The sequence below is a fragment of the Streptomyces sp. NPDC058221 genome, assembly GCF_042882365.1.
Classification (GTDB): Bacteria; Actinomycetota; Actinomycetes; order Streptomycetales; family Streptomycetaceae; genus Streptomyces.
In genome coordinates, this window is record NZ_JBHVWF010000009.1 from 1 (window position 1) to 19,669 (window position 19,669).

The 19,669-nt window shown below is 69.3% G+C and carries 17 protein-coding genes and 1 tRNA gene; 11 read left to right on the forward strand and 7 right to left on the reverse strand.

Going from position 1 to position 19,669, the window contains the following annotated elements; genetic code table 11:
• Positions 1-101: 101 nt before the first annotated feature.
• Positions 102-2,843: a pyruvate dehydrogenase (acetyl-transferring), homodimeric type gene (gene aceE / locus ACFVW8_RS05015; RefSeq protein WP_389686189.1), complete on the reverse strand. Its 2,742-nt coding sequence runs from the start codon at positions 2,841-2,843 to the stop codon at positions 102-104.
• Between the two features lie 528 nt (positions 2,844-3,371).
• Between aceE and ACFVW8_RS05020 the strand changes: the two genes are divergently transcribed.
• The 6 genes from ACFVW8_RS05020 (at position 3,372) to ACFVW8_RS05045 (ending at position 8,089) form a co-directional block, all read left to right on the forward strand.
• Positions 3,372-3,812 (forward strand): DUF3052 domain-containing protein, encoded by a 441-nt coding sequence (locus tag ACFVW8_RS05020; protein WP_389686190.1) that lies wholly within the window; start codon positions 3,372-3,374, stop codon positions 3,810-3,812.
• 191 nt (positions 3,813-4,003) lie between these two features.
• Complete coding sequence (locus ACFVW8_RS05025) at positions 4,004-4,462, forward strand: peroxiredoxin (RefSeq protein WP_389686191.1); 459 nt, start codon at positions 4,004-4,006, stop codon at positions 4,460-4,462.
• Positions 4,463-4,626: 164 nt separating this feature from the next.
• Positions 4,627-5,202: a TerD family protein gene (locus ACFVW8_RS05030; protein ID WP_024491201.1), complete on the forward strand. Its 576-nt coding sequence runs from the start codon at positions 4,627-4,629 to the stop codon at positions 5,200-5,202.
• Positions 5,203-5,395: 193 nt separating this feature from the next.
• Entirely contained in the window at positions 5,396-5,971 is a 576-nt protein-coding gene (locus ACFVW8_RS05035; RefSeq protein WP_389686192.1) for a TerD family protein, read from the forward strand.
• A gap of 69 nt (positions 5,972-6,040) precedes the next feature.
• On the forward strand, positions 6,041-7,174 hold the full coding sequence (locus tag ACFVW8_RS05040) for a DUF475 domain-containing protein (RefSeq protein WP_389686193.1): 1,134 nt from the start codon (positions 6,041-6,043) through the stop codon (positions 7,172-7,174).
• A gap of 180 nt (positions 7,175-7,354) precedes the next feature.
• A complete protein-coding gene (locus ACFVW8_RS05045; protein ID WP_389686194.1) occupies positions 7,355-8,089 on the forward strand; it encodes a Tellurium resistance in 735 nt (244 codons plus the stop codon).
• Between the two features lie 81 nt (positions 8,090-8,170).
• Here the strand turns inward: ACFVW8_RS05045 and ACFVW8_RS05050 are convergent, their stop codons facing one another.
• A complete protein-coding gene (locus ACFVW8_RS05050) occupies positions 8,171-9,007 on the reverse strand; it encodes a TerD family protein (protein ID WP_389686195.1) in 837 nt (278 codons plus the stop codon).
• 221 nt (positions 9,008-9,228) lie between these two features.
• Between ACFVW8_RS05050 and ACFVW8_RS05055 the strand changes: the two genes are divergently transcribed.
• The 4 genes from ACFVW8_RS05055 (at position 9,229) to ACFVW8_RS05070 (ending at position 14,987) form a co-directional block, all read left to right on the forward strand.
• The gene (locus ACFVW8_RS05055; protein WP_389686196.1) at positions 9,229-10,392 is read left to right on the forward strand and encodes an HpcH/HpaI aldolase/citrate lyase family protein; all 1,164 of its coding nucleotides are present in this window, start codon (positions 9,229-9,231) and stop codon (positions 10,390-10,392) included.
• 242 nt (positions 10,393-10,634) lie between these two features.
• Entirely contained in the window at positions 10,635-13,247 is a 2,613-nt protein-coding gene (locus tag ACFVW8_RS05060) for a phosphoribosyltransferase (protein WP_389686197.1), read from the forward strand.
• Positions 13,248-13,291: 44 nt separating this feature from the next.
• The gene (locus tag ACFVW8_RS05065; protein WP_389686290.1) at positions 13,292-14,149 is read left to right on the forward strand and encodes an HAD family hydrolase; all 858 of its coding nucleotides are present in this window, start codon (positions 13,292-13,294) and stop codon (positions 14,147-14,149) included.
• 178 nt (positions 14,150-14,327) lie between these two features.
• Positions 14,328-14,987 carry an O-methyltransferase gene (locus tag ACFVW8_RS05070; protein ID WP_389686198.1) on the forward strand — a complete coding sequence of 220 codons (660 nt, stop codon included), beginning with the start codon at positions 14,328-14,330 and terminating at the stop codon, positions 14,985-14,987.
• Positions 14,988-15,072: 85 nt separating this feature from the next.
• Here the strand turns inward: ACFVW8_RS05070 and ACFVW8_RS05075 are convergent, their stop codons facing one another.
• The 4 genes from ACFVW8_RS05075 to ACFVW8_RS05090 all read right to left on the reverse strand — a co-directional run bounded on the left by ACFVW8_RS05075 (position 15,073) and on the right by ACFVW8_RS05090 (position 18,409).
• Complete coding sequence (locus tag ACFVW8_RS05075; protein WP_389686199.1) at positions 15,073-15,303, reverse strand: zinc ribbon domain-containing protein; 231 nt, start codon at positions 15,301-15,303, stop codon at positions 15,073-15,075.
• Between the two features lie 124 nt (positions 15,304-15,427).
• Entirely contained in the window at positions 15,428-16,036 is a 609-nt protein-coding gene (locus ACFVW8_RS05080; RefSeq protein ID WP_389686200.1) for a DUF4383 domain-containing protein, read from the reverse strand.
• Positions 16,037-16,172: 136 nt separating this feature from the next.
• Positions 16,173-17,549 carry a hypothetical protein gene (locus ACFVW8_RS05085; RefSeq protein WP_389686201.1) on the reverse strand — a complete coding sequence of 459 codons (1,377 nt, stop codon included), beginning with the start codon at positions 17,547-17,549 and terminating at the stop codon, positions 16,173-16,175.
• 71 nt (positions 17,550-17,620) lie between these two features.
• The gene (locus tag ACFVW8_RS05090) at positions 17,621-18,409 is read right to left on the reverse strand and encodes a DUF4097 family beta strand repeat-containing protein (RefSeq protein WP_389686202.1); all 789 of its coding nucleotides are present in this window, start codon (positions 18,407-18,409) and stop codon (positions 17,621-17,623) included.
• A 231-nt stretch (positions 18,410-18,640) separates the two neighbouring features.
• On the opposite strand from ACFVW8_RS05090, the gene ACFVW8_RS05095 reads away from it, so the two are divergent.
• Positions 18,641-18,712, forward strand: a tRNA-Val gene (locus tag ACFVW8_RS05095).
• Between the two features lie 263 nt (positions 18,713-18,975).
• Here ACFVW8_RS05095 and ACFVW8_RS05100 read toward each other — a convergent pair.
• Complete coding sequence (locus ACFVW8_RS05100) at positions 18,976-19,131, reverse strand: hypothetical protein (RefSeq protein WP_389686203.1); 156 nt, start codon at positions 19,129-19,131, stop codon at positions 18,976-18,978.
• Positions 19,132-19,669 lie beyond the last annotated feature (538 nt).

Here is a 19,669-nt window from a genome sequence, read left to right on the forward strand (position 1 = left end):
ACACGGGTTGGTATACTTCCCCCGGGCGGGGGGGGATCGGTCCCGTAAACGCCGGGGGGGGGTGGGACCCTTCCGGTCCCACCGCCCCGCGGCCCTGTGAACTACGCGTCGCCGCCCGCGGGACCAGGATCGGCCGCGGCCACATCCAGCAGGTCGTAGCGGTCGACCGCCGTCTTCAGCACCGAACGGTCGATCTTCCCGTCCTTCGCGAGCTCGGTGAGCACCGCCAGGACGATCGACTGGGCGTCGATGTGGAAGAACCGGCGGGCCGCCCCGCGGGTGTCCGCGAACCCGAAGCCGTCCGCACCCAGCGACTGGTACGCACCGGGCACCCAGCGCGCGATCTGGTCCGGTACGGACCGCATCCAGTCCGAGACCGCCACGAACGGGCCCTGTGCCCCGGACAGCTTGCGCGTCACATACGGCACGCGCTGCTCCTCCTCCGGGTGCAGCAGGTTGTAGCGCTCCACGTCCACGGCCTCGCGCCGCAGCTCGTTCCAGGACGTCGCCGACCAGACGTCGGCCTTCACGTTCCACTCGTCGGCGAGGACGCGCTGCGCCTCGACCGCCCAGGGGACCGCCACACCGGACGCCATGATCTGGGCGGGGATCTCGCCCCTCTCGCCGCTGCTGTAGCGGTAGACGCCCTTCAGGATGCCCTCGACGTCCACGTCCGCGGGCTCGGCCGGGTGCTGGATCGGCTCGTTGTAGACGGTGAGGTAGTAGAAGACGTCCTCGTTCTCCTCGGGCGTCCCGCCGTACATCCTGCGCAGACCGTCCTTGACGATGTGCCCGATCTCGTACCCGAACGCCGGGTCGTAGGCGACACAGGCCGGGTTCGTCGAGGCGAGCAGCTGCGAGTGGCCGTCCGCGTGCTGGAGGCCCTCACCGGTCAGCGTCGTACGGCCGGCGGTGGCGCCCAGCACGAAGCCGCGGGCGAGCTGGTCGGCCATCTGCCAGAACTGGTCGCCGGTCCGCTGGAAACCGAACATCGAGTAGAAGACGTACACCGGGATCAGCGGCTCGCCGTGCGTCGCGTACGCCGAACCGGCCGCGACCAGCGAGGCGGTACAGCCGGCCTCGGAGATGCCGTCGTGCAGCATCTGGCCGGTCGGCGACTCCTTGTACGCGAGCAGCAGATCGCGGTCCACCGACTCGTACTGCTGACCGAGCGGGTTGTAGATCTTCGCGCTCGGGAAGAAGGCGTCCATACCGAAGGTGCGGTACTCGTCGGGCGCGATCAGCACGAAACGCTTGCCGATCTCCTTGTCCCGCATGAGGTCCTTCAGGATGCGGACGAACGCCATGGTGGTGGCGATCGACTGCTGACCTGAACCCTTCTTCGCGCTCGCGTAGGCCTTCTCGTCGGGCAGGGCCAGCGCCTTCGACCGCACCACACGCGTCGGGACGTAACCGCCCAGACCCTTGCGGCGGTCGTGCATGTACTGGATCTCCTCCGAGTCGCGGCCCGGGTGGTAGTACGGCGGGTTGCCGTCCTCCAGCTGGGAGTCCGCGATCGGGATGTGCAGCCGGTCCCGGAAACGCTTCAGGTCCTCGGCCGTGAGCTTCTTCATCTGGTGGGTCGCGTTGCGGCCCTCGAAGTTCGGCCCCAGCGTCCAGCCCTTGACCGTCTGCGCCAGGATCACCGTCGGCTGCCCCTTGTGGGCCTTGGCCGCCGCGTACGCCGCGTAGACCTTGCGGTGGTCGTGACCGCCGCGGCCCAGGTGCAGGATCTGCTGGTCGGACATGTCCTTGACCATGTCCCGCAGCCGGGCGTCGTCACCGAAGAAGTGATCACGGATGTACGCGCCCGTCTCGGTGGCGTACGTCTGGAACTGGCCGTCCGGCGTGGTGTTCAGCTTGTTGACCAGGATGCCCGTGCGGTCCTGGGCGAGCAGCGGGTCCCAGGAGCGGTCCCAGACCAGCTTGATGACGTTCCAGCCGGCACCGCGGAACTGCGACTCCAGCTCCTGGATGATCTTGCCGTTGCCGCGCACCGGCCCGTCGAGGCGCTGGAGGTTGCAGTTGACGACGAAGGTCAGGTTGTCCAGACCCTCGCGGGCTGCGATGGACAGCTGGCCGAGCGACTCCGGCTCGTCCATCTCGCCATCACCGAGATAGGCCCAGACGTGCGACTTGGAGGTGTCGGCGAGGCCGCGCGCCTCCATGTAGCGGTTCATCCGCGCCTGGTAGATCGCGCCGAGCGGGCCCAGGCCCATCGAGACGGTCGGGAACTCCCAGAAGTCCGGCATCAGCCGCGGGTGCGGGTAGCTGGACAGGCCGTTCGGCGCCTTCGACTTCTCCTGGCGGAAGCCGTCGAGCTGCGCCTCGCTCAGCCGGTCCAGCAGGAACGCGCGGGCGTAGATACCGGGGGAGGCGTGCCCCTGGAAGAAGATCTGGTCACCGCCCAGACCGTCGTCCTTGCCGCGGAAGAAGTGGTTGAAGCCCACGTCGTAGAGCGAGGCGGAGGAGGCGAACGTGGCGATGTGACCGCCGACGCCGATCCCCGGACGCTGCGCCCGCGACACCATCACGGCCGCGTTCCAGCGGGTCGCGTTGAGTACCTTGCGCTCGATCTCCTCGTCGCCGGGGAAGAACGGCTCGTCCTTCGTGGCGATGGTGTTCACGTAATCCGTGCTGCGCATCTCCGGCACGGCGACGCGCTTCTCGCGGGCACGCTCGATGAGCCGGAGCATGAGATAGCGGGCCCGCTCACGGCCCCGCTCGTCGACGGCGGCGTCGAGGGAGTCGAGCCATTCCTGGGTCTCTTCGGGATCGAAATCCGGGACCTGACTCGGAAGGCCGCCAATGATGATCGGGTTGCGATCGGATCCGGAAGCCACGCTGTTCCTTCGCTGTTCGGTGCTGCGCTACGGGGCCTGGTTGAGGGAGTCACGCCCCCGGGATATGTACACGTACGCCATCCCATCGTGTACCGCGAGGACGCAAACGTCATCTCTACCGAGAGGTAACCGGCGGGCTTCCGGGGCACCGGGTCCCGAAGGTCCGGATGGGCCGCGGCAGAGCGGGTATCGGGGAATCAGGACGCGTCGGGCAGGATGGGTCGGGCGAAACCGCAACCATACGCCCAAGGCGCCCAAGTGTTCCCAAACGCTGTTCGACTCCGATTGCCGGGCCGAAACGGCATAAGCTGTTCAAGGACGTAAGGACGTAATCAGGGTGTGGAGGGGAGCGCAGGCTCCAGCAGCGGACCCGCCGACCGTGCGGCGACGTGGCACGAAACGTCACCGTTTAGGCGGTCTCGTGCGCTGGGTACTTGCGCGATCCGCCGCTCCCGTGTGGACTACGGCCAGCGCCCCGCGTACGCGCGTGGCTGAAGCATTTTCCGAAACATGATCAGGAGGCAACCCGTGAGCGCGACCGCGGACCACGCGGAGGAGCGGACCAACCCGGCAGCACGCCTGGGGTTCGAGCCCGGACAGGTGGTCCAGGAGATCGGCTACGACGACGACGTCGAGCTGGAGCTCCGTGAGGGCATTGAGGCCACTATCGGCCAGGAACTCGTCGACGAGGACTACGACGACGTCGCTGACGTCGTCCTGCTCTGGTTCCGCGACGAGGACGGCGACCTTACGGACGCGCTGGTGGATGCCATTGGTCTGCTCGAGGAAGGCGGCACGGTCTGGCTGATGACGCCGAAGACCGGCCGTGACGGTTACGTCGAGCCGAGCGACATCAACGAGGCTGCCCAGACAGCCGGTCTCGCCCAGACCAAGAGCATCAGTGCGGGCAAGGACTGGACGGGCAGCCGTCTGGCCACACCGAAGGTGGCGGCCAAGCCCAGGCGCTGAACCGCATTTCGCCACTGAAGGCCCCCGACGGCAGCACGCCGCCCGGGGGCCTTCGTATATCCGTCGCGCACCCCGTGCAGCGCCCGCAGGGTGACCTTCTGCGGGCGCTGGACGGCCGCCGGGCACCTCTGCGTAGGGTGGGGAGTCACCCGGACAGCCCAGCCCGGCGACGTAGCGAAGGGACGCGTTTCATGGCGATCGAGGTCGGCACCAAGGCCCCGGATTTCGAGCTGAAGGACAACCACGGCCGTACCGTGAAGTTGTCGGACTTCCATGGCGAGAAGAACGTGGTGGTGCTCTTCTACCCGTTCGCCTTCACCGGCGTCTGCACGGGCGAGCTCTGTGCCCTCCGTGACGAGCTGCCCTCCTTCGAGAACGACGACACGCAGCTGCTCGCCGTCTCCAACGACTCCATTCACACCCTGCGCGTCTTCGCCGAGCAGGAGGGCCTCGCATACCCGCTGCTCTCGGACTTCTGGCCGCACGGGGAGACCTCGCGGGCGTACGGCGTCTTCGACGAGGAGAAGGGCTGCGCGGTGCGCGGCACCTTCATCATCGACAAGGAGGGCGTGGTGCGCTGGACCGTCGTCAACGGCCTGCCCGACGCGCGCGACCTCAACGACTACATCAAGGCGCTCGGCTCTCTCTGATCGGCTCGCTCCGATCCGGGATCCGGGGGATCTCCGGGCGACCCCCGGCCAAAAGCCTGTTTTGGCCGGGAACCGGTCACTAGGATCCACTCGTTGATCGGATGCCAACGCAACGTGGAGGCGCCGGCACCGGCCGGCCCCCAATGAAACCAATGGGAGGACTCGTGGGAGTCAGCCTCAGCAAGGGCGGCAACGTCTCGCTGACCAAGGCCGCGCCCAACCTGACCGCGGTCATCGTGGGTCTGGGCTGGGACGCTCGTACCACCACCGGCGGGGATTTCGACCTCGACGCCAGCGCCCTGCTGACGAACGCCGAGGGCAAGGTCGGCAACGACGGCAATTTCGTCTTCTTCAACAACCTCAAGAGCCCCGACGGTTCGGTCGAGCACACCGGTGACAACCTCACCGGTGAGGGCGAGGGCGACGACGAGGTCATCAAGGTCAACCTGGCCGGTGTCCCGGCCGATGTCGACAAGATCGTCTTCCCGGTCTCGATCTACGAGGCCGAGTCGCGGCAGCAGAGCTTCGGCCAGGTGCGCAACGCGTACATCCGCGTGGTCAACCAGGCCGACAACAGCGAGCTCGCGCGTTACGACCTGAGCGAGGACGCCTCGACGGAGACCGCCATGGTCTTCGGCGAGCTGTACCGCAACGGTGCGGAGTGGAAGTTCCGCGCCATCGGTCAGGGTTACGCCTCGGGTCTGCGCGGCATCGCGCAGGACTTCGGCGTCAACGTCTAGACAGCCGTTCCGGGGCCGTGCCGGCGAAGGCGCGGACCCGGGCAGGCCCAGCACGTCCCGTCCGGCGCCGCACCCTGTGCGGCGCCGGACGCGCTCAGTAGGCAGTAGTTCAGCCGCTCCGTGCACGGTTCAGCCGTTCCGTACGCGGTTCACCGGCTCAACAGACGGTTCATCGACTCGGGGAGGACACACCATGGGCGTCACGCTCGCCAAGGGAGGCAATGTCTCCCTCTCCAAGGCCGCACCCAATCTCACCCAGGTACTGGTCGGGCTCGGCTGGGACGCACGATCCACCACGGGGGCCGACTTCGACCTCGACGCCAGCGCGCTGCTGTGCCAGTCGGGCCGGGTGCTCGGCGACGAATGGTTCGTGTTCTACAACAACCTCACGAGCCCCGACGGCTCCGTGGAGCACACCGGTGACAACCTCACGGGTGAGGGCGAGGGCGACGACGAGTCGGTCATCGTGAACCTCACACAGGTGCCGGCCCATTGCGACAAGATCGTTTTTCCGGTCTCCATCCATGAGGCCGAAAATCGCGGGCAGGCATTCGGCCAGGTCAGCAACGCGTTCATCCGGGTGGTGAACCAGGCCGACGGCCAGGAACTCGCGCGTTACGACCTGAGTGAGGACGCCTCGACGGAGACCGCGATGATCTTCGGCGAGCTCTACCGTTATAACGGTGAGTGGAAGTTCCGTGCAGTGGGGCAGGGGTACGCGTCAGGTCTGCGCGGTATCGCTCTAGACTTCGGGGTCAACGTTTCGTAAAGCCGCGCACGACGCGGGGGAGCCCCGTACACCTCGGGGGAGACCTGTACACAGATGATGGGGTAGCCAGTGCTTCTGAAAACCTTCGGCTGGTCGTTCGCGATTACCGCGCTCGGCCTGGTCGCAGCCCTGTTCTACGGGGGGTGGCAAGCCTTCGGGGTGGTCGCGATCCTTTCCGTCCTGGAGATCTCGCTGTCCTTCGACAACGCGGTCGTCAACGCCGGAATCCTGAAGAAGATGAGCGCCTTCTGGCAGAAGATCTTCCTCACGGTCGGTGTACTCATCGCGGTCTTCGGTATGCGGCTGGTGTTCCCCGTCGTCATCGTGGCCATCACCGCCAAGCTGGGACCGATCGAGGCCGTCGATCTCTCGTTCAATGACCCGGACCGCTACAAGGAACTGGTCACCGACGCCCACCCGGCCATCGCCGCCTTCGGTGGCATGTTCCTGTTGATGATCTTCCTCGACTTCATTTTCGAGGACCGTGACATCCAGTGGCTGCGCTGGATCGAGCGCCCGCTCGCCAAGCTCGGCAAGGTCGACATGCTGTCGGTCTGCGTCGCGCTGGTCGTCCTGCTCATCTCGGCCATGACGTTCGCGACCCAGGCACACCAGCACGGCGGCGGACACGCGGACAAGGGCGAAACCGTCCTGCTCGCGGGTATCGCGGGTCTGATCACGTATCTCATCGTCGGCGGACTCTCCGGCCACTTCGAGAACAAGCTGGAGGAAGAGGAGGAACGCGAGCACGAGCAGGAGGAGGAAGCCGAGCGGACGGGGAAGAAACTCTCCGCGGTCGTACTCTCCGGCAAGGCCGCGTTCTTCATGTTCCTCTACCTGGAAGTGCTCGACGCGTCCTTCTCGTTCGACGGTGTGATCGGCGCCTTCGCCATCACCAACGAGATCGTGCTGATGGCGCTGGGTCTCGGTATCGGTGCGATGTACGTCCGTTCGCTCACGGTCTACCTGGTCCGCCAGGGCACCCTGGACGACTACGTCTACCTGGAGCACGGCGCGCACTACGCGATCGGCGCGCTGGCCGTCCTCCTGCTCATCACGATCCAGTACGAGATCAACGAGATCATCACCGGTCTCATCGGCGTCATCCTGATCGCCTGGTCCTTCTGGTCGTCGGTCCGGCGCAACAAGGCGCTGGAGGCCGATGGTGACGGAGGCAGTACGGAAGTCTCCGCCGGGGTGTGACCCGGTAGGGAATGAGGAACGCTCTCTGCGGGGCGGCTCGTACGGCGCAGGTTTCCGGGGAACACCCGGACCCGGCCCGGAGCCGCCCCGCAGCGGTGCGTGCGTCGTGTGCGTCGCATGCGACGGGCGCGGCGGGTGTGACACCGACAGGTGCGGGGCCGATATGTGTGGGGGTTGGGGATGGCGTTCTGGGACAGCCTGTGGCCGGGGCGGGAAGCACAGTTCGAGTCGGGCAGCGCGGCCACCAACTCCATCGTGCTCTCCAAGCGGCACGCCACGGTCTCACTGACCAAACAGGGCGCGCTGACCGGCAATCTCCGGGTCAACCTCTCGTGGCGGATGCGGACGTCCGACATCGAGGGCCGGTCCCGGCAGAGCGGCCGGCTGCTGCGGCCGTTCAAGCTCTTCAAGCCCGACGTCGTCCAGGCGCACACCCAGGGTGTGGTCAACGTCGACCTGGACCTGGGCTGCATGTACGAGCTTGCGGACGGCACCAAGGGCGTGGTGCAGCCGCTGGGCAACCTGATCGGTGATCTGAACGCGCCGCCGTACATCAGGCTCAGCGGGGACGACCGCTTCGGGGCGCCGTCCGGCGAGACCGTCTACGTCAACCTCGACCAGCGCGACCAGATCAAGCGGCTGCTGTTCTTCGTCTACATCTACGACCAGACGCCGGCCTTCGACCGTACGCACGCCAAGGTGACGCTCTACCCGGGCAACGGGCCGCGCATCGAGATCGAGCTGGACGAACGGGCCCCGCAGGCCCGCTCGTGCGCCGTGTTCACCGTGGAGAACGTCAAGGGTGAACTCATGGTGCGGCGCGAGGTGAAGTTCGTGTACGGCTTCCAGTCGGAGCTGGACCGGCTGTACGGCTTCGGGATGCAGTGGGGGCGCGGGTACAAGTCCCGCGCCTGACGGCTGTCCCCACCGGGCCGGAGCCGCGGCCGGAGTCGGCGATGATCGGCGAGGCGACGAGTTCCGGCCGGGTGCGGCGGGTCAGGGGCGTATGAACTGCGGGCCCTGCGGCGGCAGGACGAAATTCGGGTCCGGCGCGTACGCCGCGGCCGCCGCGGGCTGCGGATAGCCGTAGGCGGGCTGCGCGGAGGCCGGCTGGGGGTAGCCGTAGGCCGGCTGCGGGGCCTGCGCCGGCGGGGCCGCTGCGGGCTGCGGATAGCCGTACGCGGGCTGCTGGTGCTGCACCGTGACCTGTGCGTCAGGTCCGGCGGCCGGGGCGGGCGGGAACGGCGGTGCGGGCGGCAGCGGCGCCGGATCGGGCTCGGCCGCGGCCTCCGCCTCGTCGACGGAGATGCCGAAGGCGGTCGCGAGACCGACCAGTCCGGTCGGGTAGCCCTGTCCCACGGCACGGAACTTCCAGCCATCGCCGCGCCGGTACAGCTCGCCGCAGATGATCGCGGTTTCCTCGCCGGTCTCCGGCCGTACGTCGAACACGGCGAGCGGTTCACCGCCCGTCGCCGTCGCGTCGTAGAGCATGATGCGCAGGTCGCGCACCTGTTCGAAGGCGGCTCCGTCGGAGGATGCGGCGATGACCACCTGGTCGACCGAGGGGTCGAGCGCGTTGAGGTCGGCCTCGATGGTGTCCGTCAGGCCCTCGGCGAGACTCCGCTTCGGGAGCCGTCGTACCAGGCCGGAGGGGTGGCGGGGCTGGTTGTAGAAGACGAAGTCCTCGTCCGAGCGCACGCGGCCGCCGGAGCCGAGCAGCAGGGCCGAGGCGTCCACGTCGGGAACCCCGGCGCCCGGGGACCAGCGCAGCACGGCCCGTACGGCCATGGCGTCCAGCGGGACGTTCGAACCTTTCACCATCGCGTGCGTCATGGCGGTCATCCTGCCTGCTGGCTGCCCCTGTGGACAACGTGGGGGGCGCAAGCCGTGTCTCGGCGGAATGCCGGAACCACCCCGTCCGCACCCTTCGGAACCGTCGCGAAATGGACGAGTTACCCGGACTTCATGCGTCGAGGGAACTGCCGACACCCGTCCGTACGTACTATTACCGGCCACACGTTGTCCGGTCGGTCAGGTAGTACGGGGGGAATCACATGCGTCATTTCGGGCATATCGCGCCCAGTGTCAGGGACGGCCTGTTCTTCCAGCAGCCGTGCTTCTTCGACGCCGACGCGTCGGCAACCGTGCTCTCCGCCGCCCTGGGAGCCACCCTCTACAGCCCCGCCACCCGGCCGGCACTTGCCGACGACGTCATCAAGCAGGCCGCCCGCGGGGTCGTCTCGATGGTGTTGTGCCTGGAGGACTCGATCGACGACTCGGAGGTGGCCGGCGCCGAGGAGAACCTGGTCGCACAGTTCGCCGAACTGGCCGTACGCGACGCCGAGCTGCCCCTGCTCTTCATCCGGGTCCGTGAACCGCACCAGATCACCGACCTGGTGCGGCGGCTCGGCGATACCGCCCGATTGTTGTCTGGTTTTGTACTTCCGAAGTTCACGCAAGAGCGTGGCGTGCCGTTCATGGAGGCCCTGACCAAGGCCGAGGGCATCGGCGGCAGGCGGCTCTTCGCCATGCCGGTGCTCGAATCCCCCGAGCTGCTCCACCTGGAGACCCGCCAGGAGTCCCTCCAGAAGATCGCCGCCACCGTCGACACGTACCGTGACCGGGTCCTCGCGCTGCGGCTCGGCGTCACCGACTTCTGCTCGGCGTACGGCCTGCGCAGGGCGCCGGACATGACGGCGTACGACGTCCGGATCGTCGGCGATGTCATCGCCGACGTGGTGAATGTGCTGGGCCGGGCGGACGGCACGGGCTTCACGATCACCGGACCGGTGTGGGAGTACTTCCGACTCCAGGAGCGCATGTTCAAGCCACAGCTGCGCCGCAGCCCCTTCCTGGAGGGCCGGGCCGAGGAGCTGCGCACGGCGCTGATCGAGCACGACCTGGACGGGCTGCTGCGGGAGATCGAGCTGGACCGGGCCAACGGTCTGCTCGGCAAGACCTGCATCCACCCGTCGCACGTCGCGCCCGTGCACGCACTGTCGGTGGTCAGCCACGAGGAGTTCAGCGACGCCCAGGACATCCTGCGGCCGGAACGCGGGGGCGGCGGCGTGCTGCGCTCCGCGTACACGAACAAGATGAACGAAGTGAAGCCGCACCGGGCGTGGGCCGAGCGCACCCTGCGGCGGGCCGAGGTGTTCGGGGTGGCGAGGGAGGACGTCGGCTTCGTGGAGCTGCTGGCCGCGAGCCTGGCGGAATGAGCCGGCTGCGGCGGAGCGTTTCGCTGGAGGAAGTGTGCCGGTGACCGGGCCGGCGGTGACGGTGGCGGGGTGACGGGCTTCGGCCGCCGGTTGTCCGGCGGCTGCCGGTCGTCCGGCGCGTACGACCATGGGTGCGCGAGTGCGCCCCCTGGATGCGCCCCCTGAGTATGACCCTGAGTGTGAGTACGAACCTGAGCGCGACCCGATGAGCGGGTCGTGCGGCGAGGAAAGAGACGGCGAACGTGGTGTGGTCGGGTAGCTGGGTCGCGGAGCGGCTGGGCGTCGAGCTCGTGGGCGACGGTGAGCTGCGGGAGCTGCTGGGCCTCGCCCTGCGGCGCAACCCCAAGCGGGCGCATCTGCTCGTGTCCCATGTGCTCGGCAAGCATGTGCCGCAGTACCCCTCGGTGGTCTATGGCGCCGGATTCGAGCTCGGCCGCCGGGTGCGGGAGCTGCTCGGGGAGGACGGGTCCCGGCGCGCGGTCGTGCTCGGCTACGCGGAGACGGCCACCGGCCTCGGTCACGCGGTCGCCGACGGGCTCGGCACCGCGCCGTATCTCCACTCGACACGGCGCCCCGTCGAGGGTGTGGCCCGGGCGGGCGGCTTCGAGGAGTCGCACTCGCACGCCACCTCGCACCTGCTGCTCCCGGAGGACCCTGACCTGCTGGCGGGGGACGCGGCAGGCAGTACCGGCTTCGGCAGTACCGGTTCCGGCGAGGCCGGGGAGGGGGCTTCGTCCGACGCGGTGCTCGTGCTGGTCGACGACGAGTTCTCCACCGGTAACACCGTCCTCAACACCATCCGCGCCCTGCACGAGCGCTATCCCCGGTCCCGCTACGTCATCGTGGCCCTGGTCGACATGCGCTCGCCGGCCGACCGCGGGCGGCTGGCCGAGTTCGCCGCGGAGATCGGCGCCCGCGTCGATCTGGTGGCGAGGAACACGGGCACGGTCCGCCTTCCGGACGGGGTCCTGGAGAAGGGGCAGGCGCTGGTCACGGCCGAGGAGGCCGCGCAGAAGGCGGCGGGTCCCTCGGGGCCGGTCACGGGTACGGCGGCCCGGCCGCCGACGTCCGGAGCCCCCCGCCCAGCCACCCGGGTGGACCTGCGGTGGCCCGCCGGTGTGCCCGACGGAGGCCGGCACGGTTTCACGCCCGCGCACCGGGCCCAGCTGGAACCGGCACTCCCCGCCATGGCGGACCGCATCGCCGCGGCGCTGGACGACGGTGCGCGCCGCGTACTGGTCCTGGGTTTCGAGGAGCTGATGTACGCGCCGCTGCGCCTGGGCGCCGCCCTGGAGGACCGCACCGCCGCCGAGGTCCGCTACTCCACCACGACCCGTTCCCCGGTCCTCGCGGTGGACGACCCGGGCTACGCGATACGGACCCGGCTGGTCTTCCCGGCCCACGACGACCCGTCCGACGGCCCCGGCGACCGGTACGCGTACAACGTCGCGGGCGCAGGCTTCGACGCCGTCGTGGCCGTCGTCGACTCCACCGCGGACACGCCCGCGCTGCACGCCGCCGACGGCCTGCTGGCGCAGCTCGCCCCGCACACCGCCCAGGTCCTGCTCGCGGTCGTGCCCTCATACATACCGTCCGCGGCCGCTGCGACGGCTCCGGCCGCAGCGGTGGCCGCGGCGGCTCAGACCGCGGCGACCTCCGACGCACCGTCCTCAGACCGGCAGGAAGAAACCCCCATGCTTCCCGAGCCCCTCCGCGGCCCCGCCTTCTCCTCCTACGCACCGGACGAGGTCGGCTGGCTGCTCCAGGACCTCTCGGACACGGAGCTGGAGGCGCCCACCGAGGAGCGCGAGGAGGCGATACAGAGCGGCGGCGCGCACTACGCCGAGTCGCTTCCCGTCGAGTACCAGCCGTCCGACCAGTACCAGGACCTGTTCAAGGCGGCCCTGGACCTGTCGGCCGCACGGATCGCCCGCGCCGTCGGCACCGTCACCGAGACCGTCCTGGCCGAGCGCGGCCCCCGCCCCGTGCTGGTCTCGCTGGCCAGGGCCGGCACCCCCGTCGGCGTACTGATGCGCCGCTGGGCCCAGCACCGGCACGGCCTCGACCTGCCGCACTACGCCGTGTCGATCGTGCGCGGCCGGGGCATCGACGCCAACGCCCTGCGCTGGCTTGCCGCCCACCACAACCCCGCCGACGTGGTCTTCGTCGACGGCTGGACCGGGAAGGGCGCCATCACCCGCGAACTGGCGGCTGCCATAGCCGAGTTCGAGGACTCCGACGGGACCGAGGGCTTCAACCCGGAGATCGCGGTCCTGGCCGACCCCGGCGGCTGCGTCCGCACGTACGGCACCCGCGAGGACTTCCTGATCCCCTCCGCCTGCCTCAACTCCACGGTGTCCGGCCTGATCTCCCGTACGGTCCTGCGCTCCGACCTGGTCGGTCCGGACGACTTCCACGGCGCGAAGTTCTACCGCGAGCTCGCCGGATCCGATGTCTCCGGCCACTTCCTCGACACCGTCGCCGACCGGTTCGGCGAGGTCGCCGACGCGGTCGACGCCGACGTCAAGGAACTGCTCACCGCCGACCGCGCACCCACCTGGGAGGGCTGGGCCGCGGTGGAACGCATCAGCGAGGAGTACGGCATCCACGACGTGAACCTGGTCAAGCCGGGCGTCGGCGAGACGACCCGGGTGCTGCTGCGCCGGGTCCCGTGGAAGATCCTCGCCAAGCGCGGCGCCGGAGCGGACCTGGAACACATCAGGCTGCTGGCCGGGCAGCGCGGCGTACCGGTCGAAGAGGTCGACGAACTCCCGTACACCTGCGTCGGATTGATCCACCCCAAGTACACGCGCGGGGCGACCGGCGCGGACGGCAGGGCGGTGGAGTCCAAGTGACATCCGAAGTGACATCCCAGGTGACATCCGGCGCGGCCTCCCCACTGACCTCCCAGCCTGCCCTCCCGCCGGCCTCTCCCGTGACACTGGTCGCCAGCGACCTCGACCGCACCCTCATCTATTCGGCGGCAGCCCTCCAGCTCCCGATGCCGGACGCACAGGCCCCCCGGCTGCTCTGCGTCGAGGTGTACGACCACAAGCCGCTCTCGTACGTCACGGAGACGGCCGCCGCACTGCTCGCCGAGCTGGCCGGCGCCCCGTCCACGGTCTTCGTGCCGACCACCACCCGCACCCGCGAGCAGTACCACCGCATCCATCTCCCTGGACCCGCGGCCCGGTTCGCGATCTGCGCCAACGGCGGACACATGCTCGTGGACGGCGAGTCGGACCCCGACTGGCAGCGGACGGTGGCCCGTCGGCTGGCCGACGAGTGCGCGTCGCTCGCCGAGGTCCGCGCCCATCTCGTAGCCGCCGCCGACCCCGCCTGGCTCCTCAAGGAGCGGGTCGCCGAGGACCTCTTCGCCTATCTCGTCGTCGACCGGGCGCTCCTGCCGCCGGACTGGCGACAGGAGTTGGCCGAGTGGGCGGAGCCGCGCGGCTGGACCGTCTCGCTCCAGGGCCGCAAGATCTACGCCGTACCGCGGCCGCTCACCAAGAGTGCGGCGATGCGCGAGGTGGCCCGCCGCACGGGCGCCACGCTCACCCTCGCCGCCGGTGACTCCCTCCTGGACGCCGACCTGCTGCTCGCCGCGGACCGAGGCTGGCGCCCCGGCCACGGTGAACTCGCCGACGCGGACTGGAACGCCCCGCACGTGGAGGCGACCGCAGAGCGGGGCGTGGCGGCGGGCGAGGAGATCCTCCGGCGCCTCCTCCGGACGGCGGGCCTGCGCCGCGCCGCCTGAGCCCCGGTCGCTGGCACCGGGGCACCGGGCCGCCTGGCACACGGATGTCATGCCGTCCGCCGCGCCGCCGAATTCGCTCGAACCGGCGGCATCCGGCGGCTACAGTCACCGCGTCCTCGCGCGCCGGGGGAGCACTCGGCCGACCAGGGAGCAGCGCGATGACCAAGGGAGCAGTGCGATGACCAAGGGAAACGAAACCAAGATCACGGACGGGTTGTACGCGTACATGCTGGCGCACAACCCGCCGCTGGACGCGGTGCAGCGCGAGCTCGTCGAGACCACGTACGCCCAGCTGCCCGACCGTGCGGGCATGCAGTCGGCGGAGGAACAGGGCCCGCTGCTGGCCTTCCTCGTCCGGCTGACCGGGGCCCGCCACATCGTGGAGGTGGGGACCTTCACCGGCTTCTCCGCCCTGTCGATGGCCCAGGCGCTGCCCGCCGACGGACGGCTGATCGCCTGCGACATCTCGGAGGAGTGGACGGCCTACGGGCGCGCGGCCTGGGAGAAGGCGGGCGTCGCCGACCGGATCGAGCTGCGGATCGCCCCCGCGCTCGACACCCTGCGCGCGATGCCCGCCGAGCCGCACATCGACTTCGCCTACCTCGACGCGGACAAGGGCAACTACATCCCGTACTGGGAGGAACTGGTGCCCCGGATGCGCCAGGGCGGCGTCATCGCCACGGACAACGTGCTCTTCCACGGCCGGGTGACCGAGCCGCAGGCGACCGGCGGAGCGGCGGCCATCAAGGAGTTCAACGACCACGTGTCCGCCGATCCGCGGATGGACAGCGTGCTGCTCACGGTCGCGGACGGGCTGACGCTGTCCCGTAAGCGGTAGACGGCCTGACGCTGTTGTCTCCGTAAGCGGTAGACGGCCTGACGCGGCTGTCCCGTAAGCGATAGACGGGCCGAGGGCTGCGGGTTCAGCCGCAGCAGCCCCCACCGCAGCAGCCGCCCCCGCCTCCGCCTTCGCCGCTCGACGGCGCGGGCGCGGAACCGGCCGTGCCGCCCACGGCGACGGCGACGGTGGAGAGAAGCTTCACGGTGTCCTCGTGCCCGGCAGGGCAGAAGGCGGGGGCCGAGGACTGGGCCATCGGGCGACGGAGTTCGAAGGTGTGTCCGCAGGAGCGGCAGCGGTACTCGTAGCGAGGCATGCGCTCAGGCTATCCGCCGGAGACCTGATTGCATGGCCGGGATTGCGAGGAATCCAGGAATCCGCTCCACGCATCCCCTCACGCAGCCCCGCAATGCGTTACGCGCGGCCGTTATGCGCGGACCCTACGCGCGGCGCTCGGAGGAGGGTGGGACGACGACGGGCATCTGCCCGACCGCCCTCCGCCGCTCGAGGTGCTCCTCGTGCGCGGCTTCCTCGGGATGGCGGCTCCGCCAGTACGGATTGTCATGGGGGAGCCCGCCGCTGACGCGTCCGTACATCCCGAACATCATCAGCATCAGCCCGACGACGAAGCTGAACAGCACGTTCTGCATCTGGAACGCGAGAAAGTTCAGCCCCGTGTCCAGCAGCGCGAGATTCACGAATCCGCTGAGGATGAAGGCGATGCCCAGCACCATGTTGAGGGTCGAGGCGAAGTTGCCACCGATCACCATCCCGATGAAGAGCAGCAGCCCGACGCAGATCGACAGCACGCTGAGGGCGCCATTGGTGCTGAGGCCCGCGACGGTGTCCCCGCCGGTGTCGAAGAAGCCGATCTTGTCGATCAGCCCGAGAATGCCGAAGGCGAGCAGCACCAGACCCATCAGCCCTGCCCCGACCCGGTAGACGCGGCTGAGCCGGTGATCGACGGGAAGATGCTCATCGAGCCGGGTGACCCTGCTCTTACGGTGAGCCGCCGGCCGGCGGGCGGGACGCAGTACGTGGGTGGCCATGGGGCCTCCTTCTGGTACTACCAGGATCGCTCCGAGGCGGCAGAGGCGCACGTCAGCGCCGGACGAGCGCCCGGCCACCGGGTACCCCCGGCGGGATGCCGCCTCCGGGACCGCTCCGGGACCGCTCCGGGACAGATCAAGCCCCGGCCCCACGCTCCTCGCGGATCTCGGAGACCACGCGTGAGGCGGTCTGCCGTACGCCTTCCGTCACGGTCAGGAAGTGCCAGTAGTCGGGATGGCGCCCTTCAAGACCCTCGACGGCCTGGTCGAGCCGGGCCACCGCGTCGTCCAGGGGGCGGGCATGGCGCGGATCGGGTGTGTTGCGCCCGGCCATGGCCAGCCGCTGGGCGTCCCGGATCGCGAACCGAGTCCGCTGGATCTCCTGCTGCGGGTCCTTGGCCACCTCGTTGAGCCGGTGCAGCCGGTCACCGGCCGCGGACACCGCCTCGTCCGTGGCGTTGAGCAGGGCTCGGACCGTGCTCAGCCGGGAGGTCGCATCGGCCCAGCGCTGTTCGTCGCGCGCCTTGGAGGCTTCCTTCAGCTTCTCCTCGGCCTGGCGCACGTTGACGGCCGCCTGCTCCGGAACCGGCTGGAGGTCCTGCCAGCAGGCTGCCGAGAACCGCCGCCGCAGCTCACTGAGCACGGGCTCGACGGAAGCCGACCGAGTGGTCAGGGCCTGTGCACGCGTACGCAGGGACACCAGCCGCCGATCGATCTCGGCGGCCCGATCCGGCAACTGGGCGGCCTCGGCCCGCACGGCCTCGGCATCGCGCAGCACCTGATCGGCGCGCTGGAGGGTCTCGGTCACGCCGTGCCGGCCGGCGCCCTGGTTGAGCTTGGTCAGCTCCGGAGCGAGGGCGGCGAGCCGCGCCGCGAGCTCATCCGCCCGCAGTCCGGACGCCCGCACCGTGTCGAGAGCATTGCTCGCGGACAGGAGTGCCTGCCGCGCCCGCTCCACAGCGGGCGCGAGCCGTGCGAGCTGGGTCTCGGCACTGCCGAGCAGCGGCCCGAGACCGGCCGCGAACCGGTCCAGCTCGCCCTTGGCCCGTACGAGATCGTTCTTGGCGGACGACAGCTGGGTCTTGGCCTGGGTGGCGATCGCCGGTTCAAGATCGTCCCGGTCGAGATCGTGGGCGTCGACAGCCGTGATGTAGGCGTGACTGGCCTCGTCGATGCGACGCCCCAGCGCGGCGAAATCGTCGACGGCCTTGCGGGCGGCCGGCGAACTGTCCACCGCGGTGATCGTCTCGATCGAGATCTGCAGATCGCGCTGGGCGGTGTCCAGCTCGTAGAAGGCCTCGGCGGCCGCATCCTTCGCCGCCTGCGCCTCGGCCCGCTGTCCCTCTCCGCGCCCGCCGAACCAGCGCCGCGTACCGCCACCGGCGAAGGCGGCCGACAGCGCGCCGACGAGCAGTGGCGCCGGCAGCAGCATCAATACGAGGACATCGCGGACGTCTCTGACGGCGGAACTCGCACCCGCTCTCGCCTGCGGCTTCGCGTGTGTCGCCGTCACATCCCTCTCCCGTGCCGATTCGCCCTGCCCGGTACATTCTCCCACCAGGTAAGGACGAACACACGGGCCGGTTAGTTCGCGCTTCGCACGGTGACTTCGCCGTTGCTGCTCCGGGCCTTCACCACATGAGGACTGTCACCACTGCGCGGCACATCGACCGAGGTGTTCCCGTTGTCGGTCCGGGTGCTCACCGCGTACGAGGTGCTGCCGCCCGGCAGCTCGATATCGACCTCCCCGTTGTCACTGACGGTGTCCACCAGCGTCGGTACGGCGGTGAACCCCAGGCGCACGGAACCGTTGTCCGACTGGGCCGTCACGGAGGAACCGGAGATCCCCTGGGCGTCGATCGCGCCGTTGTCGCTCTCCAGCTTCAGGGACCCGCTGGAGTCGCGCACGGTCACCTTGCCGTTGTCGGAGCGCAGGGCGAGCGCGGTATCGAACCCGGACGCGTCGATCTTCCCGTTGTCCCCGCGCACGGTGACGGCCACCCCGCGCGGCACCTTCACCTGATGGCTGCCGGCACAGTCACTGATCAGGGCCTTGCACTTCACCTTCAGTGTCAGGGTGTCGCTGTCCATCTTCCACTGGGAATCGGGCCCGTTTCCGAACACCACCCACCCATCGACCTGCCGGGTCACCTCGACCTTCTTCACATCCGCCGGTACGAGCTGCAGGGTCGTGTTGTCCGCGTCGATGGTCAGCGTCTTCCCACTGAAGGCGAACGACTTGTGCTCGACGGGTGCGTCGTCGGTGTCCGTACTGCCGCACCCGGCGAGCGCCAGGGCAGCGATCAACGCCCCGCCGGACGCGATGAGTGTGCGGGTGGTGGTGGTCGTGCGAGTGCGGGTGCGGAATGCCACGGTGATCGTTCCCCCAGATCGTGCGCCGGTCGCTGCGCTGCGCTGCGTTCCGGCTCACGGTATGTGCGCACCTGCGGCCGGGGGAATCGGGACGGCTACCGTATGAGGGGTAGGGATATCCCCCGCTTGTCCTCCCTGACACCCCCGCAGACCCCTCTCCACCCCGGGCGCAGCCCCGGCAACCGTTTGTGACCGGGGGCCGTAGTCCATGTACGCTGTTGCCTCATCCACGGGTGCGTAGCTCAGGGGTAGAGCGCTGCTCTTACAAAGCAGATGTCGGCAGTTCGAAACTGCCCGCGCCCACAGTTTTTGACCAGGGAAAACGCCTCGGACCATGATCGGTCCGGGGCGTTTTGCTGATCGTTCAGGAGAATCTTGGGAGATCAACTCTTCGAGGATTACCCTCCGGCCCCACTGGCGGCTCACTGCCCGCGAAGCCAGTGGGTCGTTCTTCATCCACGTGTCGTGCGTGTGCCGGGCCCCCGCATGGTGAAGCCCTTCGCGATCGGCTTCCACTCGGCCCGCCCGCACCCCGGCCGCCGCCGACCTCCGGTACGGGCAGGAGCTCAGCGGGACGGGTAGCTGTACGTCCTCGGCTGGGGCGGTGGTTTGCACCGCCCCTTGTGGGCGCGGATCTTGACCCCCGGGCCTGTCGCGCCCGGGATGTCGTACACCGTCGACTCGTCCTCGGTCATCGGCTGGTCGCACCGGGCGCAGATCACCGCGCCCCCTTCGGGGTTGCAACGAGACGACAGCGCGCAACCTCCTCGTACTGGGTATGCCCCGTCCGGGCAGCATGCTCCAACGCCCAGGCGTCCGGGCTGATGTGGGACGGGCTCGGCTCGGACGCCTCGGCGCACCCGGGGGCCATGCAGCAGACCCGGATGATGGTCTTCGGGAGTTCGCCGCGGGGAGCACCGAGTGTCCAGTCCACGAACCGCATGATCGACCGGGCGCTCACGCGGTCACCTTCGCTGTCCGGGACTCGCACACCTCTATGTCGGCACAGGCCCGGGGGAACCAGGAGTACGAGGCGCCCGTGACAGGCCGTGCACGCTGCTCGCCCAGGTCGACATCCTCGCCGGTCCTGAGCGGATGCCGGCACCAGACGCACCTCCACCCACGCTGCTGCTGCTCGCTCAATGCGGTGACTGGCGGTAATGCTCTCGCTGTCATGGGGCCCCCGGCCTACGTCGTTTGAGGGGCATCCAGCCAGTTCGCTGTACGCGCCCGCGGTCACACCCCGATGATGTGTGTGCA